General features: G+C 55.8%; 14 protein-coding genes. 9 read left to right on the top strand and 5 right to left on the bottom strand.

Annotation, left to right across the window (positions count from 1 at the left end; all coding sequences use genetic code 11):
• Positions 1 to 64 precede the first annotated feature (64 nt).
• On the bottom strand, positions 65 to 11,023 hold the full coding sequence (locus BHU62_RS02340) for an FkbM family methyltransferase (protein ID WP_073528968.1): 10,959 nt from the start codon (positions 11,021 to 11,023) through the stop codon (positions 65 to 67).
• 177 nt (positions 11,024 to 11,200) lie between these two features.
• Positions 11,201 to 11,350, bottom strand: coding sequence for a hypothetical protein (locus BHU62_RS25175; protein ID WP_171971285.1), 150 nt, complete (start codon positions 11,348 to 11,350; stop codon positions 11,201 to 11,203).
• 671 nt (positions 11,351 to 12,021) lie between these two features.
• On the opposite strand from BHU62_RS25175, the gene BHU62_RS02335 reads away from it, so the two are divergent.
• The 5 genes from BHU62_RS02335 to BHU62_RS02315 all read left to right on the top strand — a co-directional run bounded on the left by BHU62_RS02335 (position 12,022) and on the right by BHU62_RS02315 (position 16,423).
• Entirely contained in the window at positions 12,022 to 12,273 is a 252-nt protein-coding gene (locus BHU62_RS02335) for an acyl carrier protein (protein ID WP_073528967.1), read from the top strand.
• A gap of 61 nt (positions 12,274 to 12,334) precedes the next feature.
• The gene (locus tag BHU62_RS02330; protein WP_073528966.1) at positions 12,335 to 13,591 is read left to right on the top strand and encodes a beta-ketoacyl synthase N-terminal-like domain-containing protein; all 1,257 of its coding nucleotides are present in this window, start codon (positions 12,335 to 12,337) and stop codon (positions 13,589 to 13,591) included.
• A gap of 38 nt (positions 13,592 to 13,629) precedes the next feature.
• Complete coding sequence (locus tag BHU62_RS02325; protein ID WP_073528965.1) at positions 13,630 to 14,892, top strand: hydroxymethylglutaryl-CoA synthase family protein; 1,263 nt, start codon at positions 13,630 to 13,632, stop codon at positions 14,890 to 14,892.
• A 2-nt stretch (positions 14,893 to 14,894) separates the two neighbouring features.
• Complete coding sequence (locus BHU62_RS02320) at positions 14,895 to 15,671, top strand: enoyl-CoA hydratase/isomerase (protein WP_236720585.1); 777 nt, start codon at positions 14,895 to 14,897, stop codon at positions 15,669 to 15,671.
• Between the two features lie 2 nt (positions 15,672 to 15,673).
• Positions 15,674 to 16,423: a polyketide synthase gene (locus tag BHU62_RS02315; RefSeq protein ID WP_073528963.1), complete on the top strand. Its 750-nt coding sequence runs from the start codon at positions 15,674 to 15,676 to the stop codon at positions 16,421 to 16,423.
• A 36-nt stretch (positions 16,424 to 16,459) separates the two neighbouring features.
• Here BHU62_RS02315 and BHU62_RS02310 read toward each other — a convergent pair whose 3' ends face one another.
• Both BHU62_RS02310 and BHU62_RS02305 read right to left on the bottom strand, forming a co-directional pair.
• Positions 16,460 to 17,065, bottom strand: coding sequence for a LysE family translocator (locus BHU62_RS02310; RefSeq protein WP_073528962.1), 606 nt, complete (start codon positions 17,063 to 17,065; stop codon positions 16,460 to 16,462).
• Positions 17,066 to 17,360: 295 nt separating this feature from the next.
• A complete protein-coding gene (locus BHU62_RS02305) occupies positions 17,361 to 18,218 on the bottom strand; it encodes an alpha/beta fold hydrolase (protein WP_073528961.1) in 858 nt (285 codons plus the stop codon).
• A 476-nt stretch (positions 18,219 to 18,694) separates the two neighbouring features.
• Between BHU62_RS02305 and BHU62_RS02300 the strand changes: the two genes are divergently transcribed.
• Complete coding sequence (locus BHU62_RS02300) at positions 18,695 to 19,120, top strand: DUF2231 domain-containing protein (RefSeq protein WP_073528960.1); 426 nt, start codon at positions 18,695 to 18,697, stop codon at positions 19,118 to 19,120.
• Between the two features lie 10 nt (positions 19,121 to 19,130).
• Complete coding sequence (locus BHU62_RS02295) at positions 19,131 to 20,432, top strand: PQQ-dependent sugar dehydrogenase (protein ID WP_073528959.1); 1,302 nt, start codon at positions 19,131 to 19,133, stop codon at positions 20,430 to 20,432.
• Between the two features lie 40 nt (positions 20,433 to 20,472).
• Here the strand turns inward: BHU62_RS02295 and BHU62_RS02290 are convergent, their stop codons facing one another.
• Positions 20,473 to 21,081, bottom strand: a complete 609-nt coding sequence (locus BHU62_RS02290) for a class I SAM-dependent DNA methyltransferase (RefSeq protein ID WP_073528958.1) — start codon at positions 21,079 to 21,081, stop codon at positions 20,473 to 20,475.
• Between the two features lie 243 nt (positions 21,082 to 21,324).
• On the opposite strand from BHU62_RS02290, the gene BHU62_RS02285 reads away from it, so the two are divergent.
• On the top strand, positions 21,325 to 21,717 hold the full coding sequence (locus BHU62_RS02285) for a DUF2946 domain-containing protein (protein WP_236720582.1): 393 nt from the start codon (positions 21,325 to 21,327) through the stop codon (positions 21,715 to 21,717).
• Between the two features lie 226 nt (positions 21,718 to 21,943).
• Positions 21,944 to 24,010 carry a TonB-dependent copper receptor gene (locus tag BHU62_RS02280; RefSeq protein WP_073528956.1) on the top strand — a complete coding sequence of 689 codons (2,067 nt, stop codon included), beginning with the start codon at positions 21,944 to 21,946 and terminating at the stop codon, positions 24,008 to 24,010.
• The last annotated feature ends 67 nt before the right edge of the window (positions 24,011 to 24,077 follow it).

Genomic DNA, 24,077 nt, shown 5'->3' with positions numbered 1-24,077 from the left:
CATCCCCTCTTTCAACGGGCCGGCATAGCCGTACCGGTTAGTCGGTCAGTAATCAATCGCTGTCTCAGTCATGGTTCGACGCTTCGAAGGTGAGCAAGGCGGCTTCCTTCACCATTTTCAGGTTACTGAGCCACATGCAGAGCGCCCCCGTCTCGTCGTACACGCTCAGGTCATATCCGGGCAGATCGCCGGCGATCACCAGGGACTCTTTTTCCGCCGACGCGGGAGAAATGCAGACCGTCGCTCGCGCGGGCACCGGCTTATAGGTCACGATCGCGTCCAACGAGAATGGGTGCCATTGCCCCTGCGCCGGTGTTTGCGAGTGACGATGGTGATTGAGCGCCGAGAGCAACTGCCAACAGGCCGTCAGCAGCGTCGGCCGCTCCGCCAGGCCGCCGAGCCGCACCAGCAGCTGCGCGCCGTCAAAACAAACGTTTTCGGCCACCGCCGGGCTGCGCAGCCCGCTGTCATCGATTGCCCGTTTGAATTGCTGGGTCACCTGATGGTGTTGAGGCGCGCTCAACCGCGCTTCCAACGCTTGTATGTCCTGCGCGTGGCCTCCGCCAGCGGCGGGGGCGATGAGGGCTACCTGACCAAAATGATGAATGACGGATTTATGCGCTTTCTCGGTCACGCATTGGAAATAGAGCCCGTCATCCTCGCGGGAGAAATAGGTCTGGATGTGGCCATCCAGGGCATCCTGCACGCAGGCCGGTTGTCCCCACAGCAGGTAATTCAACTCTGCCGCCGGGCCCTGGCCGGATGACGCCCAGGCGCTCAGCGCTTGCTCCAGCAACCATAATCCCGGCAGCCGGTCTTGTGCGGACATTGCGCCTGCCGCCAGCAGGTTGCCATAAGCGGAGAAATCGCCCAGCGCGGTAAACGTTTCCTGAAGTGATTTAGCGGGCGACGTTGTTGCGCCCGGGGCAGCATCCGCTGACGCGGTTGGCAACGCGACCCAATAGCGTTCACGAGCAAAGGGATAGGTCGGCAGAGAAACTCTTCTGGGGCTGGCGTTTAAATGGAGGACGGCCCAATCGATATTGACGCCTTTGACCCATATCTCCAAAAGTTTGGCCCACTTGCCCTTGGCGGCCCAGGACTGCACCAGACCCCGCATATCTTCATCGACGTTGAATATTGACGCCACATCGCTCTGCGACTTGCTTTTCCCCCGGAAGAACGGCTCGGCGGTTTGCTGCTCGTCGTCCAATGCGGCAGCAAGCCGGTGTTGCAGCTCATCGAGAGAGTGCGCGACAAAGGCTAAGCGCTCGTTCATCGCTTCACGGCCGGTTTGCAGCGTATAAGCCAGTGAATGAAGGTAGGTCTTCGCCCCTTCGCCATGCTCCCGCTCCCCCCGTTCGCGCACATGGGCCAACAGGTTGACGATGCTTTGCCGCAGTTGGGCTTCGCTTTTCGCCGACAAAACGATCAGCGCCGGATCGTGCACGGCAGGTTGTCCGGGCGCGGGCCGCTCGGTGGCGAGGGCGTCCTCCGTTGAGTACTGTTCAATAACCAGATGGGCGTTGGTTCCGCTAAAGCCGAACGAGCTGACGGCCGCCTGGCGGCGATGCCCTGGCGCCGCTGTCCAGTCGCGCAACTCCCGGTTGACGTAAAAAGGCGACCCCTCCAGCGCAATGTGTTCATTGAGCGTCTGATGATGCAACATGGGTGGTATCTGGCGATGTTTCATCGCCAATAGCACCTTCAGCACCGAGGCGACGCCGGCGGCTCTTAGGGTGTGACCGATATTGCTCTTCACCGAACCCAACGCGCAGTAATTCTCTTTGCGGGTAAATTGCGCGAAGCTCTGCTTCAAACCCGCGACTTCAACCGGATCGCCCAGTTTGGTTCCCGTGCCGTGCGTCTCGACATATTGGATGTGTTCAGGGTCAATGTCGAAGCGGGCGTAGACCTCCTGCTCCAGGCGCGACTGCGCGTTGCCATTCGGGGCCGTGATGCCATTGCTTTTGCCATCCTGATTCAGCCCCCATCCCCGGATCACGCCGTGGATCTCATCCTGATCCTCGAGCGCATCTTCCAGGCGTTTTAACAACACCACCCCCACGCCTTCGCCAGGGACAAAGCCATTGGCGCGCTGATCAAAGGTAAAGCAGCGTCCCTCTTCCGACAGCATGCCGGCTTTGCTGGTCATGATGTGCATGCTTGGGCCGGCCAACACCGAAACCCCGCCGGCCAAAGCCAGATCGCAATTGCCCAACGCCAGGCTGTCGCAGGCAGAGGCGATCGCCACCAACGATGATGAACAGGCGGTGTCGATTGCCAGGCTCGGCCCTTGCAAATCCAGGTGGTAGGCGATTCTTGCGGCGAGAATCGAGATGGCATTTCCCATAAAGGTTTGCGCATTGAGCGCCATGCCAAAACGCGCCTCATAATCCCCGTCACCGCACCCGACGAACACGCCGCATCGGCTGCCGGACAGCGCGGCGGGGTTTTGCCCTGAGTCTTCAATGCAGCTCCAACAGGCTTCAAGAAATACGCGCTGTTGCGGATCCATCAGCTCGGCTTCGCGAGGCGAGATATTAAAGAACAGCGGATCAAACTTATCGGCATCGTCCAACACCCCCATCCACTTGGAGTAGGTTTTGCCGGGCGTTTGGCGGTCAGGATCAAAGAAGGACGCGACCGGCCAGCGTTCAGCCGGGACTTCTGAAATGCAGTCGGCGCCGGCGCGCAGATTCTCCCAGAACTGCTGTAGATTCTTCGCTTTCGGGAACTGGCCGGACATACCGACGACGGCAATCGCCTGACATGAAGCGGGCTGCCGCGCCGGGGCGCGGGCGCTCTGGACGCGTTGCTCCTCCGACGGATGCCGGTGTGTGGCGGCCGGTATCGGCATCTCCAGTTCCGCGCGGTTATCCGCCGTTTCCGCCTGACTGAGCGGCGTTGCGGCAGCGAGGGCTGGCCCGACACCACGCTGAATCAGCGCGGCGAAGGATTGCAACGTCGGATGGCCGTATATTTCCGCCGCATTCAGCGCCAGACCGAAGTGTTGATTGATCTTTCTTATCCAGGTAACGCCGGTGATCGAATCCAGGCCCAGATCGACGAAAGCGATGTCGGGATCGATCGCCTGCGGTTTGATTTGCAGCTCTTGAGACAGCGTTTGGCTTAAAAATGCCAACACGCTTGCCGACGGCGTTACCCTGTCGTTGGCGCGATCGGCCATCGCGGCCTGCGGCGGCGAGACGTTCTCGGACGCATTCGCTGCAACGGCTGTAGGTTCAGGCGCGGCATTGAGGCCCGCTTTGTCAATCACCCACGCGGTGAAGAGTTTCAGATTGGGATAGCTGTAGATGTCGGCGGCATTGAGCGCCAGCCCGTATTCCGCATTGACCTTTCTCACCCAGGTGACGCCGGTGATCGAATCCAGACCCAGATCGACAAAAGGCTGCTCGCTTTCAACGTGTTCGACGTTGATTTGCAACTCTTCGCTCAGCATCCGCCGCAAGAGAATATAAACGCGATCAAACAACGCCTGAGGAGCGTCTTGCGTAGGCTGCCCAGACACCGCCGCATGCGGTTCATTCACCCTCAACGGCGCCGCGTCTTGCTGCCGGTTGGTTTGTTCCTGCGCCTGGTGACCGAGCGCACCCGGATTGAAATGTTGCTGGATGCGGGACAGCACCTCTTGATTGCCGACGAAAGTCCGTTCATGCATCTGCAGCTCCCGCTCGTAGTTCGCCTCGACTTGATCTCGAAGACGCTGCGAGCGTTGTGTCTTCGCCGCAACCAGCTCTGCCCGCGGCTGCAGGGCGAGCGCATTGGCGACGGCCAGCGCAAACGGCAACACCCGAGCGCGTTCAAGCACCGGGTTTTTTAGCCCGCGGGCATGAAGTTCATACCCTTTATACTCGTTGGCGGTAAACAGCACTTCCCGGGCGAGATCGAGCCCCAAACGGCTCGGAAGTATCAGCGTCGCCCCGGCGCCCGGAGTGAAGCCGTAACGCATATAAGGGCTGTAATAGACGCTTTCCAGGCTGAAGATCGCCTCATCGCAAAACATGCCGACGGCCCACCCCGGACCAATACCATGCCCTTGCATCGCGGCAATGACCGGAATGTCGCATTCGAGCGGCAGGGCAAAGATTTTCTCGTCGGTGAATTTCGCTTCACCTCTCTGGATCGCCTGCAGCGTCTCCATCGTGCCGCCGCTGGCAAAATAGTGGTCATAGCCGGTTAGCACCACCACCTTATAGCGTTGATTTTGGCGAATATGTGCAAAGATCTCTTCAAAACCGGCCACGAAGGCTTTCGAAAATTTATTACGGCTGTCACGTTCGCATAGCCGGACCAACAGCACGCCATTGTCATAAACCTCCGCCTCGATCGCTGCGGAAGTGAGCGCCACTTTGCGCGGCCGGCCTGACGGCGCCGGCAAGAGGCCATTTTCGAACGCCTGCACCCCGTTTTCCGGCAGCAACGTTGGCGCAGGCATCTCGACGCCGGCAAAGTCGACCGGGCGCTCTGCCAACGCAACAGATCGTTGAATCTGCGCGGCCGCCAAATGCCGCTTCAATTGAACAAGCGCCTCTCTGGGCGCGCGGGCCAACTCCCGCGCCAGTTTCAGGCTTTCCCCGGCGACGTCCGCCGCCGGGAAAACAGGCATCAGTATCCCCAACGCTTTCAACTGCCGCCCTTCCATCGGCTGCGGGTCGGTCAGCAATGCCTTGGCGGCGGCGGGCGTAAAACGCTCGCTCAGGAGGTGATACAACTGCTGCGAGACCTGCTGACCGCCGCCGGCATAGTGATAGCGAGCCGTCGCGCTTAAAACGGTAAAATCGCACAGGCAGGCGAGCAACCAGGCATAACCGTTGCAGCCGCCGGGCACGGCGGCGATCACCGGAAACGGCATCGTCAGCACGGTGCGATACAGCCCCTGCTGTAAAAACAGTGCTTCGTCCTGCGCAAGATCGGCGAGGAAGCCGTGCTCATCACCGCAGAGCAAGAGAACGTTGATGTCCGCGCGGTTTTTTAACGCCGTCAACACGCGGGCAAGATCGCGGGAGGAAACCCCGTCGGCGCCACGCAGGTGCAGCGAAAATATGCCCTGGCCTTCATCCGTCAACGGGAGGTCAGAGGCGCTTTGCGCCTGCACATCCGCAGGCTGGAAGGTTTGCAGGGCCGCCAGCACGCGTTTGCCCGGCGCGCTTTCAGGCGAGGGTAAGGGAGACGGCAGGACATCGGCGATCGGCGTCGCCCCGCCGTCCACGGCCTGTGGCATGATGTGAGCCGGGTGTTCCGGCAACCAGTACCGCTCTTGTTCAAAAGGATAACGCGGCAGATTGGCGACGCGTTGGCGCGCGCTCGGATACCATGAGGACCAGTCAACCTGCCGGCCTTCCAGCCATTGTCCGGCCAGCCCACGCAAATCCCGCTGCTGAATGGCGCCGTCGATTTCCGTCTGTTGCCGCGCGCTGTTGCCCTTATTCCGCTCACCTTGCGCCACGGCGGCGGTAAGGTAACGTTGAGCCAACGCATTCCGGTGGAGATAATCTTCCAGCCCCGAGATCATCTCAGACTCGCTTTTTCCGACGATCGCCAGGCGATGGCTGAGAGACTCCCGGCCCAGTTGCAAGGTATAAGCGATGTCCTTTATCTCGCCGAGCGTCAGAGGCGCATGTTGCTGAAGATAGGCTTTCAATTGTTGAGCCAGGATGCGCAATTGCGCGTCGCTTCGGGCAGAAAGCAGCAGTAAGGCGGGCTCGGCATCCCACGCATCAACCGGCTGTGCCGGCCCCCCTTCGCCGTTCGCCGCGCGGAACTCTTCAAGAACCATGTGCACATTGGTGCCACTAAAACCGAATGAGCTCACCGCGGCGATCCGTTTGCCCTGCACGTTCGGCCGCCAATCCTGCACCCGGGTATTGACGACAAAAGGCGTTTCTTCAAACGGGATCAGCGGATTCGGTTGGTCATAGTTGGCGCTGGGCGGCAATGTGCGATGTTTGAAAGACAGCAGCAGTTTGATCAACGCACTGACCCCGGACGCATGGACACAATGGCCGATGTTGCTTTTTACCGAGCCGATGGCGCAAAAACCGGTGCGCTGGGTCTGTCGGCGGAAGGCATCCGTCAAAGCGGTGATCTCAATCGGATCGCCCAACTTGGTGCCGGTGCCGTGGGCCTCAATATAGGTCAACTCATCGGCGCTGAGCTTCAGCTCATCATAAACCTGGCAAATCAACTCGGTCTGCGAACGGCTGCTCGGCGCCGTGATCCCGTTCGTTTTGCCATCCTGATTCATCGCGGAACCTTTGATGACGCTATAAATAGGATCTTTGTCCTTAATGGCGTCCTGCAGACGCTTCAGCACCACGACGCCGACCGCCTCTCCCGGGACAAAACCGTCGGCCCGATGATCGAAAGGCTTACAGCGCCCATCGGCCGACAACATGCCGGCTTTCGCGCACAAAATATGGAAGTTTACGGTGGTATGAATTGAAACGCCGCCGGCGATCGCCATGTCGACGGCGCCGCTTCTGAGGCTTTCACAAGCCAAATGCACCGCGGCCAGCGACGATGAAGACGCGGTATCTATCGCCATCGCCGGGCCTTTCATATCCATAAAGTAAGCAATGCGCGCCGCCAGAATCGACGCGTCGTTCCCCATGAACGAAGAGCCGTCGAGCGGAACGCCGTGGCGCAACAGATTGGCGTGATAATCGCCGGCATCCGCGCCGACATAAACGCCCCACCTCTTGTTTTTGATGTCCCGGTTGGCATACCCGGCATCCTCCAGCGCATGCCAACTTTCCTGCAGGAACAGGCGTTGCTGAGGATCCATTTGTTTGGCCTCTTTGCCGGAAATACCGAAGAACGAGGCATCAAACTTATCGATATGTTCGATAAAGCCGCCCCAGCGACCATAGGTTTTATTTGGCTTCGAGCGATCCTCGTCGTAATAGGCCGCAATGTCCCAACGGTCTGCCGGCACTTCGGAAATGCAGTCGCCGCTGGCCAATAGCATCGCCCAGAATTCGTCAACGTTCGCCATGCCGGGGAAACGCGCAGACATGCCGATGACGGCGATATCACCATCGTGTTCGCGCTTGTCGGCTTCCGCCGCCTGCTCACGGCGCGGGCTCGGCGGCGGCGTTTCGGCGCGAGGCGCCGCATTGCCGGCCGAGGCGGCATCTTGCCGTTGCGCCGGCTGCATACGCGCCGCAACCTCATGCCGATAGTTTGCCAGCAGATAGCGGCGCAAATCGCTGACACAGCCATAGTCGAAGAGCACGGTGCCGGGCAGCTTGATCGAAAACGCGGCGTTCAGCTTTACGGCCAGGTTAATGGCGGCAAAGGAGTCAATGCCATACTCGGAAAAGGCTTTCGTCTCGTCGATGTCCACCTTTGCCTTCAGGCATTCGTGCAAACTCTTCTCGATGGCAGCATCGATAAAATGCGAAATGGCATCGCTGTCGATATCATCTGGCCGGGCGAGGGCCGCCGGCGCCGTCGGGTGCGGCGTCATGGGTTCGGATCGCGGCGCCGCAAGCTGCCCGTGGTGCTCGGCGATCCGTTGCATCAGAAGCGTATCGTTTGACCGCCCGCGCGGTAACACGTCGGTATCCTGCGCGGCAGGCGTACTGTCGCGCGGTGAATCAATCGTTTGAGACGACGGCGCAAACGCCAGCTCGGCTAAGGTGCCGGCTGGCGCGGTGTATGCCCACGCTCCGGACGATTCCGGCGTCAATTGCGTAATACTGCACAGGAAGTTGTGCGCCGGTTGGTTTTTATCACTGGCCGCAAAGTGGATGGCGACGGTTTCTTTCTTCCGCTCCAGCGCGGTTCGCCCCAACGCATTCAACACCTGATATTCAACGCCGCGCCCCAGCACGCGGCAACTAAGCAATAGCCCATCGACGGATAACCGGTGTTCGTGCTCGGAAAACAAACACAGCCCGCAGAGGCCATAGTCACCAAAACGGTCGGAAACACGGATGCTCCAACACCCCTGTTCCGGCTGTTGAATGCGGGACAGAATATCGCCGACGGAGTGTGGTCTTTTGACGAAGTTGAACTGATTGGTGCGGTGCGTCAATTGAGACAGTCTTTCCGCCTGATCCGACGTCGCCGGCTGGAGGGTGACGGCAAGGTCAAGCCCGCGAATAAACGCCTCCATGCTGAATGCGCTCTGGCGGAACGCTTCACGCCGGACTTGCTCCTGATAGAGGTGGGTGCGTTTGGCATCTTCATCCGTCGTGCGACACACCTGGTCAAAGGCCCAGACATGCGCCATGAACCCAGGGATCGCATCGTGATTTTCCGGCAATCGCAGACTGAGCACCTGCGGGCAACGTGCAGCAACCTCGGCGCATTCCATCGGGCTGTCATCAAGAAAAATGAAGCTGTCCAACCCCAGATTCAGCGTTTTTGCCAGGCGTTGCAAATTGTCGGATTTTGCGTTCCAGTTGATTTGCACATCGACAAAATCATCCCACTGCAAAACCATATCGTCACGGCTGTCAAAGACCCGCTTTACATCCTCATGGTTATTCTTGCTCACCAGGCATAACAACATGCCCTGCTGTTTTTGGCGCAGCATGAACTGTTGCAATGCGCGGAAATTCGCATCAATAAGGACATCGCCAGCCCCCTGTTCACCCACGACGCCAGACCACAAGGTGTTGTCGCAGTCCAGAGCGATCACTTTATAAGGCGGGCGCCGGCTGGCATGAATATGGCGCACCAGCACTGAGGCGGCCATCTCGAAAAATGCAGGGGTATAAGGGATATGCCCCATTTCATCTCGAACGGCATCGTGATATTCGGTAACGGCATAAGCCTGCAGCTCGCGGCTCAGGTCAATGCAGCTCATATCCGCCCTATCGCCCAATATCTGCTGCATCATCTGAGCGGTTTGCGCTAACAAAGCGGCGGAAAATTGCGCGCTCATGGCGGGAGAAGGCGGACAAAGCACGAAGAGCGTCGGGGCATGACGGCGAGGCGGCTGTTGACCGATCAGGGTCAGCAGATCTTTAAAGTTGTTGCAGATCCCTTGTTCAAAGCGGGATAAGCGCGATTCATCGCCGGCCTGCACCGCCGGGCGTCTGGCGTAAAAATTGGCGAGCCCCGAAGATTTGAGCATGTCCTCTTCCACCACCGCCAGTTCATACCCTTTGTCGCGCAGCAGCCGGGCGATTTTTTCCGCCGTCACGCCTTCTTTATCATGAACCTCAACCACAATCTGACGGATATTCGGCCAAACCTCATCGGCAATGCTGCTTAAGATGTCCCATTCACATTTTTCCGCATCGACTTTCAGCAGATCGATAGTCTCGATGTGATGCTCTCGCATAATGCTGGCCAATGAGCGCATCTGCACCTGATAGGTTTGCTTTTGCAGACGTTCGCCGATCATGGCATCCAAATGCTCGCGAATGACCTCGCTATCCATCTCGCCGAGATGCTTGGCCACTTCATTTTCCATGGATTTTTTCAGCGCTTCGCCGTCTTCCGCTTCGTCGGTATGGAACCCTGACCAAACCGAGGAATTGGGATAAAACACGAATTCGGCCTCGCCGTCCTTGTCGGCAATGCCCACCTGCAGCGCTTTCGCCTCAGGCGCATAGAGTGCGAGGTTCTTTTGCAGAACGGCGTGAGAAATCGGTGAAGGTTCACAAGAAAAAATACGTAAATCAGGGCATTGGGTCGTAGCAAACAGAGAGAACATGCCGATGTTGCCACCAATATCGACGACCACATTCCCTGGGGCAAAGGAAATGCCGTGTTTCACGTATGTTTTCTCTACGAAAATTTCTTCGTACAGATAGCGGGTCTCATAAGGTTTCAGATGCGCGATCTCCATGCCGTTAGGCAGGACAAAACGCTCACAGTCGGTCAAATGCTGATTGATTTGCGCCAACGAAACCTGGGGACGTTCACTTTTCCCAGAGCCGGACGCTGCCGCATCGTTGGCGATCAGATCCTCTAATCGGCACATAATCGCGTTTACGCCTTCACCGTTTGCCGCCAGCAAACTCTGTGGGCTGAGTAGCTCCTGATAAACCTGTTTGTATGGCGCGAACTTGACGCGATCATTCCAGCCCAGTTGAGCGAACCAGGCCTGCAGCGGTTCAACGATCGGTTCCGCAGTGAAGGTAGCGGCAATGGCCCACGTTTGCCCCGCATCCGCTGCCTTGTCGCCAAGTCGTGTGCTTTTTTCCATCTTTGTGCCCCTCCCGGCATTATGGTATGGCCGTACATGCAAACCTTTCATTTCCACCACGATGTCCCCCGACTCACACACGACAAGCACGTCGAAAACCCCCTGTTCAGGCGCGGAGGATGACGTCTGCCTTGGAACGGCAAACACATCGCACTTTGATGCTAATGGCTTGTAAATCAATATATTGTCCAGCGAAAAAGGGACATAAACCTGTTCGGGATGGTCATGGCTTCGGGCCTTTCTGGCACCAAGCAAAACCGTTTGGATCGCGGCGTCGAGGATGTAGGGAGAAGGAAGGTCGGTCAGACTCTCTTCATCCGCCAAGATCTGCCCCCAAAACAGCGTCTGATTGCAGTGCAGCGCCTGCAGACACTGAAAATTCCCCCGGTAATCGATGCCGGTAGACAGAAATTGCCGGTAAATGTCATCGCGATCCAACCGGTGGGTGAAGGTCTGCGCGGCGACATCGGGGCGAGGAAATACGGTGTGGGTGCCGCCTGCGGCAACGTTATCATCGGATGAGACGATACCTGTCGCATGACGCTGGGTCGCCTTACCCGGCACCTTTGACGTGACCCAGTAAGTTTTCTCCCCCTCTTCATCGTCAAAAACAATATTGACCTCGCAGGAGTCATGACCCGCAACGATAGGTGAGAACCAGACGGCATTTTTTATCCGCACCGGATAAATTGATTCAACATTATTAGCGTTATTATTATTCAATAATGAGGCCGCAACAAAATGGACATATCCCATCGCGGGTAGAATAGGCTCATTCAACACCACATGCCCGGAAACAATAAGACTACGGTCACTTAATGTGTACGCCGACATCACGACCCCTTCACCAATATGGATGAATAACCTGGTTAACTGCCGATGGCTGCTTTACGTAAGATTCAATTTCAATATATTCAGAGTCAAACAACTATAACCAAAACTTTAAATGACACATTGAGCACTCAAGGAAAAACCATTTCAAAATATTTCTATTGATTTCACTATTAATATTTAATCAGTTTTTCTTAACAAAAACAGCAAGGTAACAGTTAAAGCAATTTTAACAATCATAAGCAAGCCTGTCGGATGCCGCAAAGGTGCAGGCGTCAGTGCCTCAGGCGGTAAAGTGAACAGGACGATGGCCTTGGCTGGGATAACCACGGTCTACTCCGGCCAGGCGAAGTGTGACACCCGCCGCGCCTAAAGTCGCCTGCAGAGAACAAAAAACGACAGGCTTCAGGTATATCCGCACGGCTCGGCGCAAGGTCAACCATCGCAATCATAAATCTTTTAATTTTATTGATATCAATGTGTTGAGATTATTTTCGTTCAATGGAGAAACAACCATTCAACCCCATACACCTGATTCGCACAGCATTTGATAAAGCGCCCACCAAGAAGTGCGCAGTGAAAATCGTGATAGCGGATGTTCTCGCTATCTGTACTTGCGGGCGCATTCCCTGGTGATTTGGTGAGCACAGTTAGCCCTCTTATGGCTGGAGGCGCAGCAACCTTGCGCTGCCTGGGCACAGACGACCGGATAAAAAACGTGCACATCTCGAGTGATGAAACTGTAAAAAAATTGATAAATACTGTTTGACACTGCTTTATTTGCCCTGCTATAAAATTGACCACAAAGTTGAAGGTTAAACGAATCTCATGATTGTCGATAGTCACCACCCTCTCGACCTTCATAGAAAACAACCGGATAACCGTTCAGGTTTAATTATCAAAGGATGATTAACCTGGGTGGTTTTATCCGGCATTCAAATTACAAAACTTTATTCAATGCCATTTGAAGCCTTGCTCACCCATACAAACAGGAGCAGCGTATGCGCCCAAAGAGTAAAGAAGAGATATTCAACGTTATCGTAAATAACTTATTGGAAACCTTACCGCACCTGGATGCCGGCGATATTACCCCAGAACATAGCATGAAAGATTTGGGGGCCAACTCGATTGACCGTGCGGATATTCTTCTCTCCAGCATGGAAGCCATTGATATCATATTCCCTCTTCATGAAGCCGCCTCTCTAAAAAACATCGGTGAGCTAGTCAGCTTCCTGCACGCCAAAACGCAGTAATGCTTTACCTATGCTGCTCTGTTGAAAAAACGTTCATTCAGTAAATTTATACAGGGGGCGTATGAAGAACCATGTCGTTGTGACCGGCTTAGGCGTTTCGGCCGCCAATGGAATTGGCGTACCCGCCTTTACCCAGTCCCTGAAAGCGGGGATCAGCGGCATCCAATGTCATGCCAATGCGTTTCCCGCCATCAAAGCCAGCCTGGCGGACTACAGTTACAAAACCGCACTGTCATCTTTACCGCTCACGCAGGAAACGCTTAAAAATGCGCTGCGCCTGGGGGCCAAAGCGCCGCTCAGCGCCTGTTTATCGCTCGCCACCGCGCTGGAAGCCTGGCATGATGCCTTTGCCGACGGATGTCCCTATCCTCCCGAACAAAGAGGCGTCATCATTGCCGGCCATAACATCGAGCAAAAATATCAATATCAAATCCGCCAGTCCTATGCCGAGCGCCCCGAGTTTGTTCCCGCCAGCCATGCGCTGTGCTTTATGGACACCCATCAACTGGGGCTGCTTAGCGAACTGTTAACCCTTCGTGCAGAAGGCTATACCGTCGGCGGAGCCTCCGCCAGCGGCAACGTCGGCCTGCTCCACGCCTACCGGCAAGTCGCTTCGGGAACCGTCCAGGCCTGTCTGGTGGTCGGCGCGATGGCGGATTTATCACCGCCAGAAATACAGGCGTTCAAAAGCAGCGGCGCCCTGCTGACTGACGGCGCCACTTCCGATCCGGCGCGGCTTTGCCGCCCTTTTGATCGCGATCGTCAGGGCTTTGTCTACGGTCAGGGCTGCGCCTGCTTGTTGCTGGAAAATGAGCAAAGCGCCAACGAACGCCATGCGCCTATTTGGGGACGCGTGCTTGGCGGCAGCCTCTGCCTGGATGCCAATCGCGGCAGCAACCCAAGCTGGGAAGGCGAATCACGCGTAATGAGACAAGCGCTGGAAGCGGCCAAACGGCCTTATGATTCCGTCAGCTATATCAATACCCATGGCACCAGTTCATTGCAGGGCGATGAAACTGAAATCGCCGCCATCAAGCACGCTTTTGGCCCCCATCATCGACAGATTTGGCTTAACGCCACCAAAAGTCTTACGGGACATTGCCTGTATGCCGCCGCGGCCGTGGAAGCGGCGGCCACGCTGATACAGATGAAAGCGCGTTTCCTGCATCCGAACGTGAATCTGGAAAACCCCATCGACAAGGAATGCCGTTTTGTCGGGCAACAGGCCCAAAGCCAGCCGATCACCGTCGCGTTGAACAACGCCTTCGGCTTCGGCGGTATTAATACCTGTGTTGTTTTGGAGCATGTCAGCCAATAGCGGCACACTTCCCATGTAATCTCGCGATAAGGGACATTATGATTTCCGTCGGAATTGAAGCGATTAACGCCTTTTGCGGCTCAAGCTATATCAATGTCAGGGATCTGGCTCAGCACCGTCAGCTGGATATATCACGCTTCGACAACCTGTTGATGAAGCAGAAAACGGTCAGTTTGCCTTGCGAAGATCCCGTCAGCTTTGCCGTCAATGCCGCCAAACCGATTCTGGATGCGCTGAGCGATGCAGAAAAAAATAGCATTGAGCTGCTGATCACCTGTACTGAGTCAGGCATCGACTTCGGCAAGTCGATCAGTACCTATGTGCATCATTATCTGGGATTGAAGCGAAATTGCCGCTTGTTCGAGCTGAAAACGGCCTGCTATTCCGGCGTCGCCGGCTTGCAAATGGCGATCAATACCATCCTTTCCCAGACATCTCCGGGCAGTAAGGCGCTCGTTATCGCGACCGATATGACACGTTTTATCCTGGAGGAGGAAAACGTTGAACACACCAGTCAGGACTGGTCTTTTGCCGAGCCGAGCGGCGGTTCTGGCGCTGTCGCCATGCTGGTTAGCGACAGCCCCCATGTTTTCCAAATCGACGTCGGGGCAAATGGTTATTACGGCTATGAGGTGATGGACACCTGCAGACCCCTTCCTGATAAGGAAACCGGGGACTCGGATCTGTCATTATTGGCCTACCTGGAATGCTGCGAAAAAGCCTATCAGGAGTACGAGAAACGCACCGCCGACATCGACTATGTCAACACTTTTGGCTATCTGGCATTCCACACGCCCTTCGGCGGAATGGTCAAAGGCGCTCATCGCAATATGATGCGCAAACGGGTTCGCGCCGCCCCGCAGGATATTGAAGCCGACTTTACCCGTCGGGTCACTCCTGGCTTAAATTATTGCCAGCGCGTCGGCAATATTATGGGGGCGACGCTAGCGCTTTCGCTACTCAGTACGTTGGCGAATGCCGATATTCAATCCCCGCAGCGCATCGGATGTTTCTCTTACGGTTCGGGGTGTTGCTCCGAGTTTTTCAGCGGCGTCGTGACGCCTGAAAGCGCGCGGCGCGTCAGACAAATGAACGTCGGCGCTCACCTTGATGGCCGCCGTGAACTGAGCATGGGTGAGTATGACGCCTTGCTTTACAGCAACCAACGCGTCAGCTTCGGCACCAAAGACGTCGAACTGGATCTGAACCTCTTCCCGCAAATCCTGTCAGGTTCGCGGGAGCCGCAGCGCCTGGTCCTGAAACGCATCAACAAGTTTCACCGTGAATATGAATGGGTTTAACCATGTCATCTTATCAAACGCTACGACTGCGGCAGGAAGGGTCGGTACTGTATCTGCAAATATACCGGCCTGAAGCCAGCAATACGATCAATGAGGCATTTGCCATCGAATGCCGGGCGGCCATCCGTGAGTTCCGCGATCGCATCAACATATTAGTCGTTGAGGGTTTGCCGGAGGTCTTTTGCTTTGGCGCAGATTTACAGGCCATCGAGCGAGGCAACATCGCCGGTAACGGCAGCGGCGGCCGCCCCCAGGATCCGGAGATCCTTTATTCTGTCTGGCAGGATATGATGAACGGGCCTTACATCAGCCTTGCCCATGTCAAAGGCAAAGCCAACGCGGGCGGATTAGGTTTCGTTGCCGCCAGCGATATCGTCATTGCCGATAGTCAGGCCCTGTTCAGCCTGTCTGAAATGCTGTTCGGCTTGCTGCCTGCCTGTGTGCTCCCCTTCTTAATCAACAAGATAGGAAAACAAAAAGCGCATTATATGACGTTAATGACCAAGCCGGTGTCGGCGGAACAGGCCCACCGCTGGGGATTGGTTGACGATTATGGCGACAACAGCGACCTGCTCCTTAAAAAACACATACAGCGGCTTAGCTGCTTATCAAAGCAGGCCATCGTACGTTACAAATCCTATCTGGCGGAACTTGATACGCGTGTTAGCGATCAGAAAGCCACGGCGCTGGCGATGAATGTGGAGATTTTTTCAGATCGGGACAACATCGATAAAATCACCCGTTATATCCAAACGGGCAAGTACCCTTGGGAGGCTTAGACATGTCGACAGACGTCATCGATTTTCAGGAAATAGAACCGGGGATCGCCCACATACGCATGCAGGATCGGGCCTATAAGAACACCTTTTCACGCGCCTTGGTCGACGCGTTGATCCTGGCATTCAAACAGATTGAATCGGCAGAGCGCTACAAAGCCGTCATTCTTACTGGCTACGATAACTACTTCGCCACCGGGGGAACGCAGGAAGACCTGTTCGCCTTACAGGCAGGGAAAGGAAAGTTCACGGATACCAACATCTACAGTCTGCCCCTCGAGTGCCCTATCCCGGTCATTTCCGCGATGCAGGGACATGCCGTGGGAGGTGGGCTGGTGATGGGGCTATTTGCCGACTTTGTGATTATGAGTAAGGAAAGTATTTATACCGCCAATTTTATGAAGTACGGCTTTACACCCGGCATGGGAGGAACCCTGATCGTGCCGGAGAAACTGGGGCTGGCGTTAGGGCATGAGATGTTGATGTTGGGCAATAACTATCGCGGCGAGGCGTTGAGGCAGCGCGGCGTCCCCTTCCCCGTTTATCCTCGGGCAGACGTCGCGGCGGCGGCCTTGTCCATCGCCAGGGATCTGGTAAAAAAGCCGCGGTTGTCACTGATCACTTTAAAAGCTCATCTTACCCAACACCTGCGTGCCCAGTTGTCGACCTATACCGCGCAAGAGGTGCTCATGCATGAGAAGACCTTTTTCCAACCGGAAGTCAGACAAAACATCGACAGGCTATTTGGCAATTAGCGCATGTGGCCCCTGTTTAATCCGGCCGAGCCAGCGCTATAACATCATTAATATCGATTTGTAAAACATCGATGCGGCAAAGAGCGAGATAACCAGCGAGGCGCTGCGATAAAACAGAACGGGTTTCAATTTGTAACTTGAGTTCTCACGGAAGTTAATCAGAGTACCTGAATAGGTCCACAGGAGAGAAACGGGCAGCAATGCCAATAACAAGCAGAGCATTGAATGAAAGTAACTGTCTTGATACAGAAAAGCCGATGGCGGAATGATGGAATCCGCAAATAAAAAGGCCTTTGGGTTAAGCATCGTGGTAATAAATACCGTAGCGAAAGTGACATTGCCTCTCACCTGATGGAGAGAAAATCGCCACACCTTCACCGCTAAATAAGCCGCGTAAAATTCTGACATTAACTTAATGATGGTTAATGCCGGGTTGCCATGCTGCGCCAGATAGGTAAAAAACATTCCCCACGCCGTCACCGCCAGGAAATACCCCAGCCATTCCGATAAGATCAGCCGCAAACTTTTTACAAAACCCTGCGTATAACCTGCACACAACAGTAATGTATTCGTTGGGCCAGGCACACTCAAAAGCAATGCGATGTATAATGTCACCTTTACATATTCATTTTCGCTGGGCATGCTTGAAACACCTCAATTAAAAATCAACAGAGATTCTCTGGACCACGACATTCACCCCGTATAGGTAACAGGTTCGCTTTTGGCTCCGAATGATGATTTTTACTGCAAATGATTTCATTGATTGACGCCCGACTGACGTCATCAAGCAGAGTAAACAGTATCCATTAGAAATTTGAATAAAACAACGGATGAGATAAAATAAAAATTAAGCGAAAATGCGAAGAAAACGCACTCACCAGAACATCTGGCCGCAGCCTAAGTCGGCCGTGAGCGCGCTGCAGTGCGCTTCACTCCATCAAGCCAACCGCTCGACACCGGGGATCATCTTCATGAAATCATAGAGCGCCATATTGAATCCGCTGTTGTTTTCAATCACCAAACCATGCCCTGAATTAGCCACGCTGTAATATTTCGAGAGTTTAATCTCGTGAAGATAGTCTTTTGCCTGCTGTTCACTAACAAACGAAGAGTAACGCCCCCTGATTATTGCAATAGGAATTGAAAACGTCTGCTCAGCTGTTTTCTTAGCGGGGTTGTAATTTGAGCTGTAATTTATAATGCGAGAGTCTGCATGAAAAAAATAGCTGCCGTTCATTTTAGTCAATAACTCACCCGCCAACCATTTAAGGTCTTCTCTCGGCATTAGCGGCCTGGTTTTGCTGATAAACTCAGCATATTCATCAATGGACCACGATCTTGCTACCGATCTTTCGAAGTTGTTCACAACGTGATTTAATGGTCTGCCCCCACGAGTATCGGGACAGAAATCCACCATAATCATTCCGCATACTCCAGGTACCTTTCTTTTCACTAATTCATTGGCAATTCGCCCACCCATCGAGTGCCCGATTAAAATAAAGGAGTTAATACTCAACTCATTTATAACAAATTCGACATCATCAGCATAGGTCACGGTATTATACAGGCCATCATCTCGCCAATCCGAGCGGCCGTGGCCACTGAGATCGATGGCAATAACATCACAGTTGAATTTTTGCGCCACCTCCTGCGCGGTTTTCTCCCAAATAAAAGAGGCTTCGGCAAATCCGTGAATCATCAACAAGGTAGTGACACTATTGCTCTTTTTATAATGATAATAAAAAATCCGTCTCATGGAGGTGTGTCGCAAAAAACCTCTCCTGGAATCAAACATTAATGCCACTCCTGATGTAAATCGGTGTTCAAAAAATAAGTCATGCGGTAATTCATTGAGCAAAATCCAGAGAAGTGTAATTCCAAAACGCAAAAATTACCAACTACCCCGTGAAAGAGCATACTCGACCGATCGCGCTACGTGAAATCTGGAAAGATCTGGCACCCATTTACCTGCAGATGTGTTCAAAGTGAACCCAAAAAACGGGCCTCATTGGCATATAAAACCCGATGAAGTTACCTCGTCACGTCAATCCACTCCCGTGATGCTGGCCAACCGTTGTGGTGTCATTCTCTCGCCCGATGCGCATTCCCTCTCCTCTCTCTCCCTAACCTATTGATAATACGGCTGCTACGCCTTCATTTTTAACATCGCATGCTAAATATGAGAATTAAAATTGTTAAATTCGGTGAAACTGAACAAAGCTTTTAAGGGAGCAACGCCCTTTACCTATCATTTTTCATGGAGATACCTGAATGACCACGCAAACGACAGCAAGGCCTTCAGCGGTCGCGGTGGCCGTCTATGAATGGCTCAACCCGATACCCTACGGATTTTTCACTGCGGCGCTGATTTTCGACATCATCTATGCCTGCACGGCGAATATTCCGTGGGTTAATGGCGCCAGCTGGCTGATTGCCATCGGCCTGATTTTTGCCATTATCCCCCGGCTGATTAACCTGGTGCAGGTATGGTTCGGCAGCGGCCGGCTGCTGGGCTCATTGGTCAAACTCCATTTCTGGCTGAATCTGTTGGCCATCGTTTTCGCCATCATCAACGCTTTCGTGCATAGCCGGGATGCATATGCCGTGGTGCCGCAAGGCCTGGCGCTGTCTGCGATCGTGGTCGCGCTGCTCAGCCTTGCCAACATTCTTCTGGCCGTGGGCGCCCGCGCAAAATAAGGAGGTTTTCATGAAGCTATCATCCATCGCGATTGCACTTTCGGTCGTGCTGGCGCTGGCCGGCTGCGATAACAGCGCCGTCATCTCGCCAGAACAACAAATGGGGCCGGATCCGACGTTGCCGGCGGCGCAAAACTTCCTGATGCCACCGATGCAGGTGCCAAAGGGCGTCGGCTGGCAGCAAAACCAGATGCCGAAAGTGGCCGAAGGCTTAAAAATCGACAAGGTGGCGGATGGTTTGCTGCATCCGCGCCAGTTGCTCACCCTGCCCAACGGCGATGTACTGGTGGTGGAAGCCAACGGGCCGGGCGCCGAGGCGGTGAGTACGCCCAAGCAGCTGATCGCCGGTCTGGTGAAGGGGCAGTCCGGTAAAGGCGGCAAAGGCGGTAACCGCATCACCCTGCTGCGCCCAACCACCGGCGGCAGCTGGGAAAAACATGTCTTCCTCGAGGGGCTCGATTCCCCGTTTGGCGTCCAGCTGATTGGCAACACCCTGTATGTGGCCAACACCGGCAACATCATGCAATACGCCTATCAACCGGGCGAAACGCGCATCAGCGATCCGGGTAAAGAGCTGGCCGATCTGCCGGACACCATCAACCATCATTGGACCAAGGCGCTGCTGGCCAGCCCGGACGGTAGAAAGCTGTATGTCGGCGTCGGTTCAAACAGCAACATCACCGAAAACGGCCTGGCCGTAGAGTACCGGCGCGCCGCCGTGCTGGAAGTGGATACCGCCTCCGGCGCCAGCCGTATCTTCGCCAGCGGTCTGCGTAACCCGACCGGGCTGCAGTGGGAACCGCACAGCGGCAAGCTGTGGGCCATCGTCAACGAGCGTGACGAGATCGGTGCCGATCTGGTGCCGGACTACCTGACCTCGGTGCAGGACGGCGGCTTCTACGGCTGGCCTTACAGCTATTTCGGCCAGCACGTCGATCGGCGGGTGCAGCCGGCGCGGCCGGATCGGGTGGCGAAAGCCATCAAGCCGGATTACGCCCTCAGCTCGCACGTCGCGCCGCTGGGGCTGTTGTTCTACACCGCGAGAGCTCTGCCGGCCGACTATCACGGCGGCGCCTTTGTCAGCGAACATGGCAGCTGGGATCGCTCGCCGCTGAACGGTTACCGGGTCAGCTACGTGGCGTTTGAGCAAGGTATGCCGGTCGGCAAACTCAAAGCGGTGGTGACCGGCTTTGTCTCCGACGACGGGAAGGCACTCTATGGCGCACCGGTGGGATTGGCGGTCGATAAGACCGGCGCCCTGCTGATAGCGGACGACGTGGGCAACACCGTTTGGCGCGTCAGCGCTAAATAACGTTAACGGGCAGGTTCCGATGAACTTGCCCGTGACATTGTCACTCGATAGCCTGCGCCAACCAGACCGTTCTCCCCCCGCAGGCAGGATCTTCCACCACATGGTCAATCACGCCGAAGCCGTTTTCCTGCAGCAAGTGCGTATACGCTTCCGGCGCCAGGCTAGCGTGAAACAGCGGCTGGCCTTCGAAGCTGCCGATCGCCACGCCATCGGCGGGGCCGCTGGTGAACATCAACGCGGCATGCGGCTTGGCATGCCGCCTGAACAACGGGAACATGCGGCGCTGATCGTCGCGCGCCAGATGAAAGAAACTGTCCCAGGCCAGCAGGCCATCAAACTTCGCCGCCAAATCCAGCTTGCGCATATCCATCTGCTGCCATTCCTGCTGAGGAAAATGTTGCCGGCAGCGTGCGATCATCGCCCGTGAACCGTCGATACCGGTCACCCGATAGCCCTGTGCGATAAAATAGGCGGCGATCGGCTTACCGTTGCCGCAACCGAGATCCAGCAGCCGCGCATTGGCCGGGGCAAGTTGCAAAAAACGGTCAAGCCACGGCCGTTCAAACAGCGTGGTGGATCTTAACCGTTCCCAGGCGGCGGCATGTTTGTCATACAGCGGGATAATGGTGTTCGCCAACGCTTCCGTCATTAATAGTGTCTCCGCGCCCATGTTGCGCCAAAAAATAGCGTTTGGTCATAATTAAAGCTATTGTCCGATAATATATTCACCAACAGTTCGTTGACCATAAATAAAAGGTTTTAACATTTCGACATAAACCAGTACAATTCCCTACCCTGTGTTAACCCTTTTTTTAGGTTGAATGTGTCGTTAATTCAGACCCATGCATCGCGAAGCCGGGCCGCTGCCTGGTTAGGGATGTTTGCCATTCTGATGTTGTTCATCGCCCCGGTGGTCTCGCGATCCCTGGAGCATGCGCGCGCCGGAAGTGCTGAAACGACCGTCATGGCGGATTGCGGCATGGACATGCCGATGCATCATGGGATGCACTCGCCGCCGGCAACGCCTGAACCTGAAAAAACGGCGATGCCGATGATGCAGCACGGCGGCGGCCATCACAATATGGCGATGATGATGGACGACAGCGCCTGCGGCTACTGCGTGCTGTTGCTGCACGCGCCGCTGCTGGACGTGAGCCACGCGCCGCTGTTCTGGTCCCAGTCGCTGGCCTCACGCCCGCCGCCGATTCACTATCTCGTTCCCCTGTTCGCCCACGTCGTTCACACCGAGTTACAGCCGCGCGCGCCCCCCGTCTCTTTCCTCTGATTTTAAAATAAGCCCATTGCCGTTCTCTGTATTGCCGTTGATCGCCTCAACCCGGCGGAATTATTTCGCCCAACGGTTATTCATTGAGACGACATTATTAGCCCGGTTATTTCCACGTTGGTGGAATTAACCCCCGTATTTTCCGATGGTGATTTTCGCCAGGCCACCCCACGCCTGAATAATCCCTCGGTTAAACATGGAAAAATAGTTAGCTTAAGGAAAGATGATGTTTAAACCGACTTATAAAAAGAACGCCGTCACCCGCGCGATAACCACCGCCATGCCGCTGTTCTTGCTGGCAGGCCACGCGGCGCAGGCGCATCAGCACCCTACCGACGCGCAGGTCAATGACGGCGACGTGATCACCGTCACCGCACCGCTCTACTCCCCGCTGACCATCGTCACATCGCCGAAAACCCCGCGCCAACCGGTACCAGCCAGCGACGGCTCGGATTACCTGAAAACCATCCCCGGTTTTTCACAGATCCGCAACGGCGGCACCAACGGCGATCCGGTGTTCCGCGGCATGTTCGGTTCGCGGCTGAAGATCCTCACCGACGGTTCGGAAATGCTGGGCGCCTGCCCATCGCGTATGGATGCGCCAACCTCGTACATCTCGCCGGAAAGCTTCGATCTGTTAACCATCACCAAAGGGCCGCAGACGGTGCTGTGGGGGCCGGGGTCGTCGGCGGGCACGGTGCGTTTCGAGCGTGAACGCCCGCGCTTCGACAAACCGGGCATTAAAGGCAACGCCAGCGTGCTGACCGGCTCCAACGGCCGTTGGGACGAGAATATCGACGCCAGCCTGGGCGCCGAACAAGGCTACCTGCGGGTGATGGCCAACAAGTCCCGTTCCAACGACTATCAGGACGGTACGAATACTCGCGTGCCATCGCGCTGGGACAAGTGGAACGGCGATCTGGCGCTCGGCTGGACACCGGACAACGACACGCTGCTGGAAGTGACCATGGGCCGCGGCAACGGCGAAGCGCGCTATGCCGGCCGCAGCATGGACGGTTCGCAGTTCAAACGTGAAAGCCTGGGCATGCGGGTGGAAAAATCCAACATCGGCGAGGTGCTGGATAAGCTGGAAGCGCAGGTTTACTACAACTACGCCAACCACGTGATGGACAACGTGACCCTGCGCTCACCGGGCAGCGGCGGCATGGGCGGCCACGGTGGCCACGGCGGCATGGGCATGGGGGGCCACGGCGGGCACATGATGTCCTCCGGCATGACGATGCAGCTCGATCGCCGCACCGTCGGCGGCCGCGTGATGGGCACCTGGCAGTGGCAAGACGTGAAGCTTGAAAGCGGCCTGGACACCCAAACCAACACCCACCGCAGCATGAGCCACGGCAGCTGGGAAAAAGACGCCCAGTTCAACAGCTACGGCGCCTTCGGTGAACTGACCTGGGCCACCAGCGATCAGGATAAGCTGATCGGCGGCGCGCGTCTCGATCGCACCCTGGTGGAGAACTTCCGCAACGGCGGCGACGTGGAGCGTTCAGACACCCTGCCGAGCGGCTTTATGCGCCTGGAGCATACGCTGGCCGATCTGCCGCTGATGCTGTATGCCGGCGTCGGTTATACCGAGCGCTTCCCGGATTACTGGGAGCTGTTCTCGCCGAAGCTCGGCCCGAACGGCAGCAAGGATCCGTTCTCCAGCGTCAAGAGCGAGAAAACCACGCAGCTCGATATCGGCGCGCAATACAACGGTAAGCGTTTCAACGGCTGGGTCTCCGCTTACGTCGGCCGGGTGGATGATTTCATTCTGTTCAAATACGATCCGCATAACGCGCGTCTCAGCCAGGCCGATAACGTCAATGCCAACATCATGGGCGGCGAAATGGGCATGGGCTACCCGTTGAGCGAGCACTGGAAAACCGACGCCAGCCTGGCCTACTCCTGGGGTAAAAACACCAGCGACGGCCGCCCACTGCCGCAGATCCCGCCGCTGGAAGCGCGTCTGGGGCTGACCTATGAGTACGGCGACTGGAGCGGCACCGGCCTGTGGCGCTTGGTCAGCAGCCAGCACCGCGTGGCGATCAACGAAGGCAACGTGGTGGGCAAAGACTTCGCCGAAAGCGCCGGCTTCGGCGTACTCTCCGCCAACGCCGCCTATAAGGTGAATAAAAACGTCAAGCTGAGCGCCGGTCTGGATAACATCCTGAACAAGACCTACAGCGAGCACCTCAACCTGGCAGGCAACAGCGCCTTCGGCTATTCGGCCAACAGCGCGGTGAATGAACCGGGCCGCACCCTGTGGGCCAAGGTTAACGTCACCTTCTAAGCCGTTCACCGGGCGATGGGCAACCGTCGCCCGGTCAAGCGATATGCGATCCGGTTCTTAGGATATG

Source organism: Serratia marcescens (assembly GCF_001902635.1).
Lineage (GTDB): Bacteria > Pseudomonadota > Gammaproteobacteria > Enterobacterales > Enterobacteriaceae > Serratia > Serratia marcescens_F.
This window is presented reverse-complemented; position numbering and strand designations above follow the sequence as displayed.

What these genes read in the sequence shown, in the direction of transcription:
- BHU62_RS02340 (WP_073528968.1), bottom strand. Translation starts at nt 11,023, where the DNA reads ATGTCGGCGTACACATTAAGTGACCGTAGTCTTATTGTTTCCGGGCAT.
- BHU62_RS02335 (WP_073528967.1), top strand. Translation starts at nt 12,022, where the DNA reads ATGCGCCCAAAGAGTAAAGAAGAGATATTCAACGTTATCGTAAATAAC.
- BHU62_RS02330 (WP_073528966.1), top strand. Translation starts at nt 12,335, where the DNA reads ATGAAGAACCATGTCGTTGTGACCGGCTTAGGCGTTTCGGCCGCCAAT.
- BHU62_RS02325 (WP_073528965.1), top strand. Translation starts at nt 13,630, where the DNA reads ATGATTTCCGTCGGAATTGAAGCGATTAACGCCTTTTGCGGCTCAAGC.
- BHU62_RS02320 (WP_236720585.1), top strand. Translation starts at nt 14,895, where the DNA reads ATGTCATCTTATCAAACGCTACGACTGCGGCAGGAAGGGTCGGTACTG.
- BHU62_RS02315 (WP_073528963.1), top strand. Translation starts at nt 15,674, where the DNA reads ATGTCGACAGACGTCATCGATTTTCAGGAAATAGAACCGGGGATCGCC.
- BHU62_RS02310 (WP_073528962.1), bottom strand. Translation starts at nt 17,065, where the DNA reads ATGCCCAGCGAAAATGAATATGTAAAGGTGACATTATACATCGCATTG.
- BHU62_RS02305 (WP_073528961.1), bottom strand. Translation starts at nt 18,218, where the DNA reads ATGTTTGATTCCAGGAGAGGTTTTTTGCGACACACCTCCATGAGACGG.
- BHU62_RS02300 (WP_073528960.1), top strand. Translation starts at nt 18,695, where the DNA reads ATGACCACGCAAACGACAGCAAGGCCTTCAGCGGTCGCGGTGGCCGTC.
- BHU62_RS02295 (WP_073528959.1), top strand. Translation starts at nt 19,131, where the DNA reads ATGAAGCTATCATCCATCGCGATTGCACTTTCGGTCGTGCTGGCGCTG.
- BHU62_RS02290 (WP_073528958.1), bottom strand. Translation starts at nt 21,081, where the DNA reads ATGACGGAAGCGTTGGCGAACACCATTATCCCGCTGTATGACAAACAT.
- BHU62_RS02285 (WP_236720582.1), top strand. Translation starts at nt 21,325, where the DNA reads ATGTTGTTCATCGCCCCGGTGGTCTCGCGATCCCTGGAGCATGCGCGC.
- BHU62_RS02280 (WP_073528956.1), top strand. Translation starts at nt 21,944, where the DNA reads ATGTTTAAACCGACTTATAAAAAGAACGCCGTCACCCGCGCGATAACC.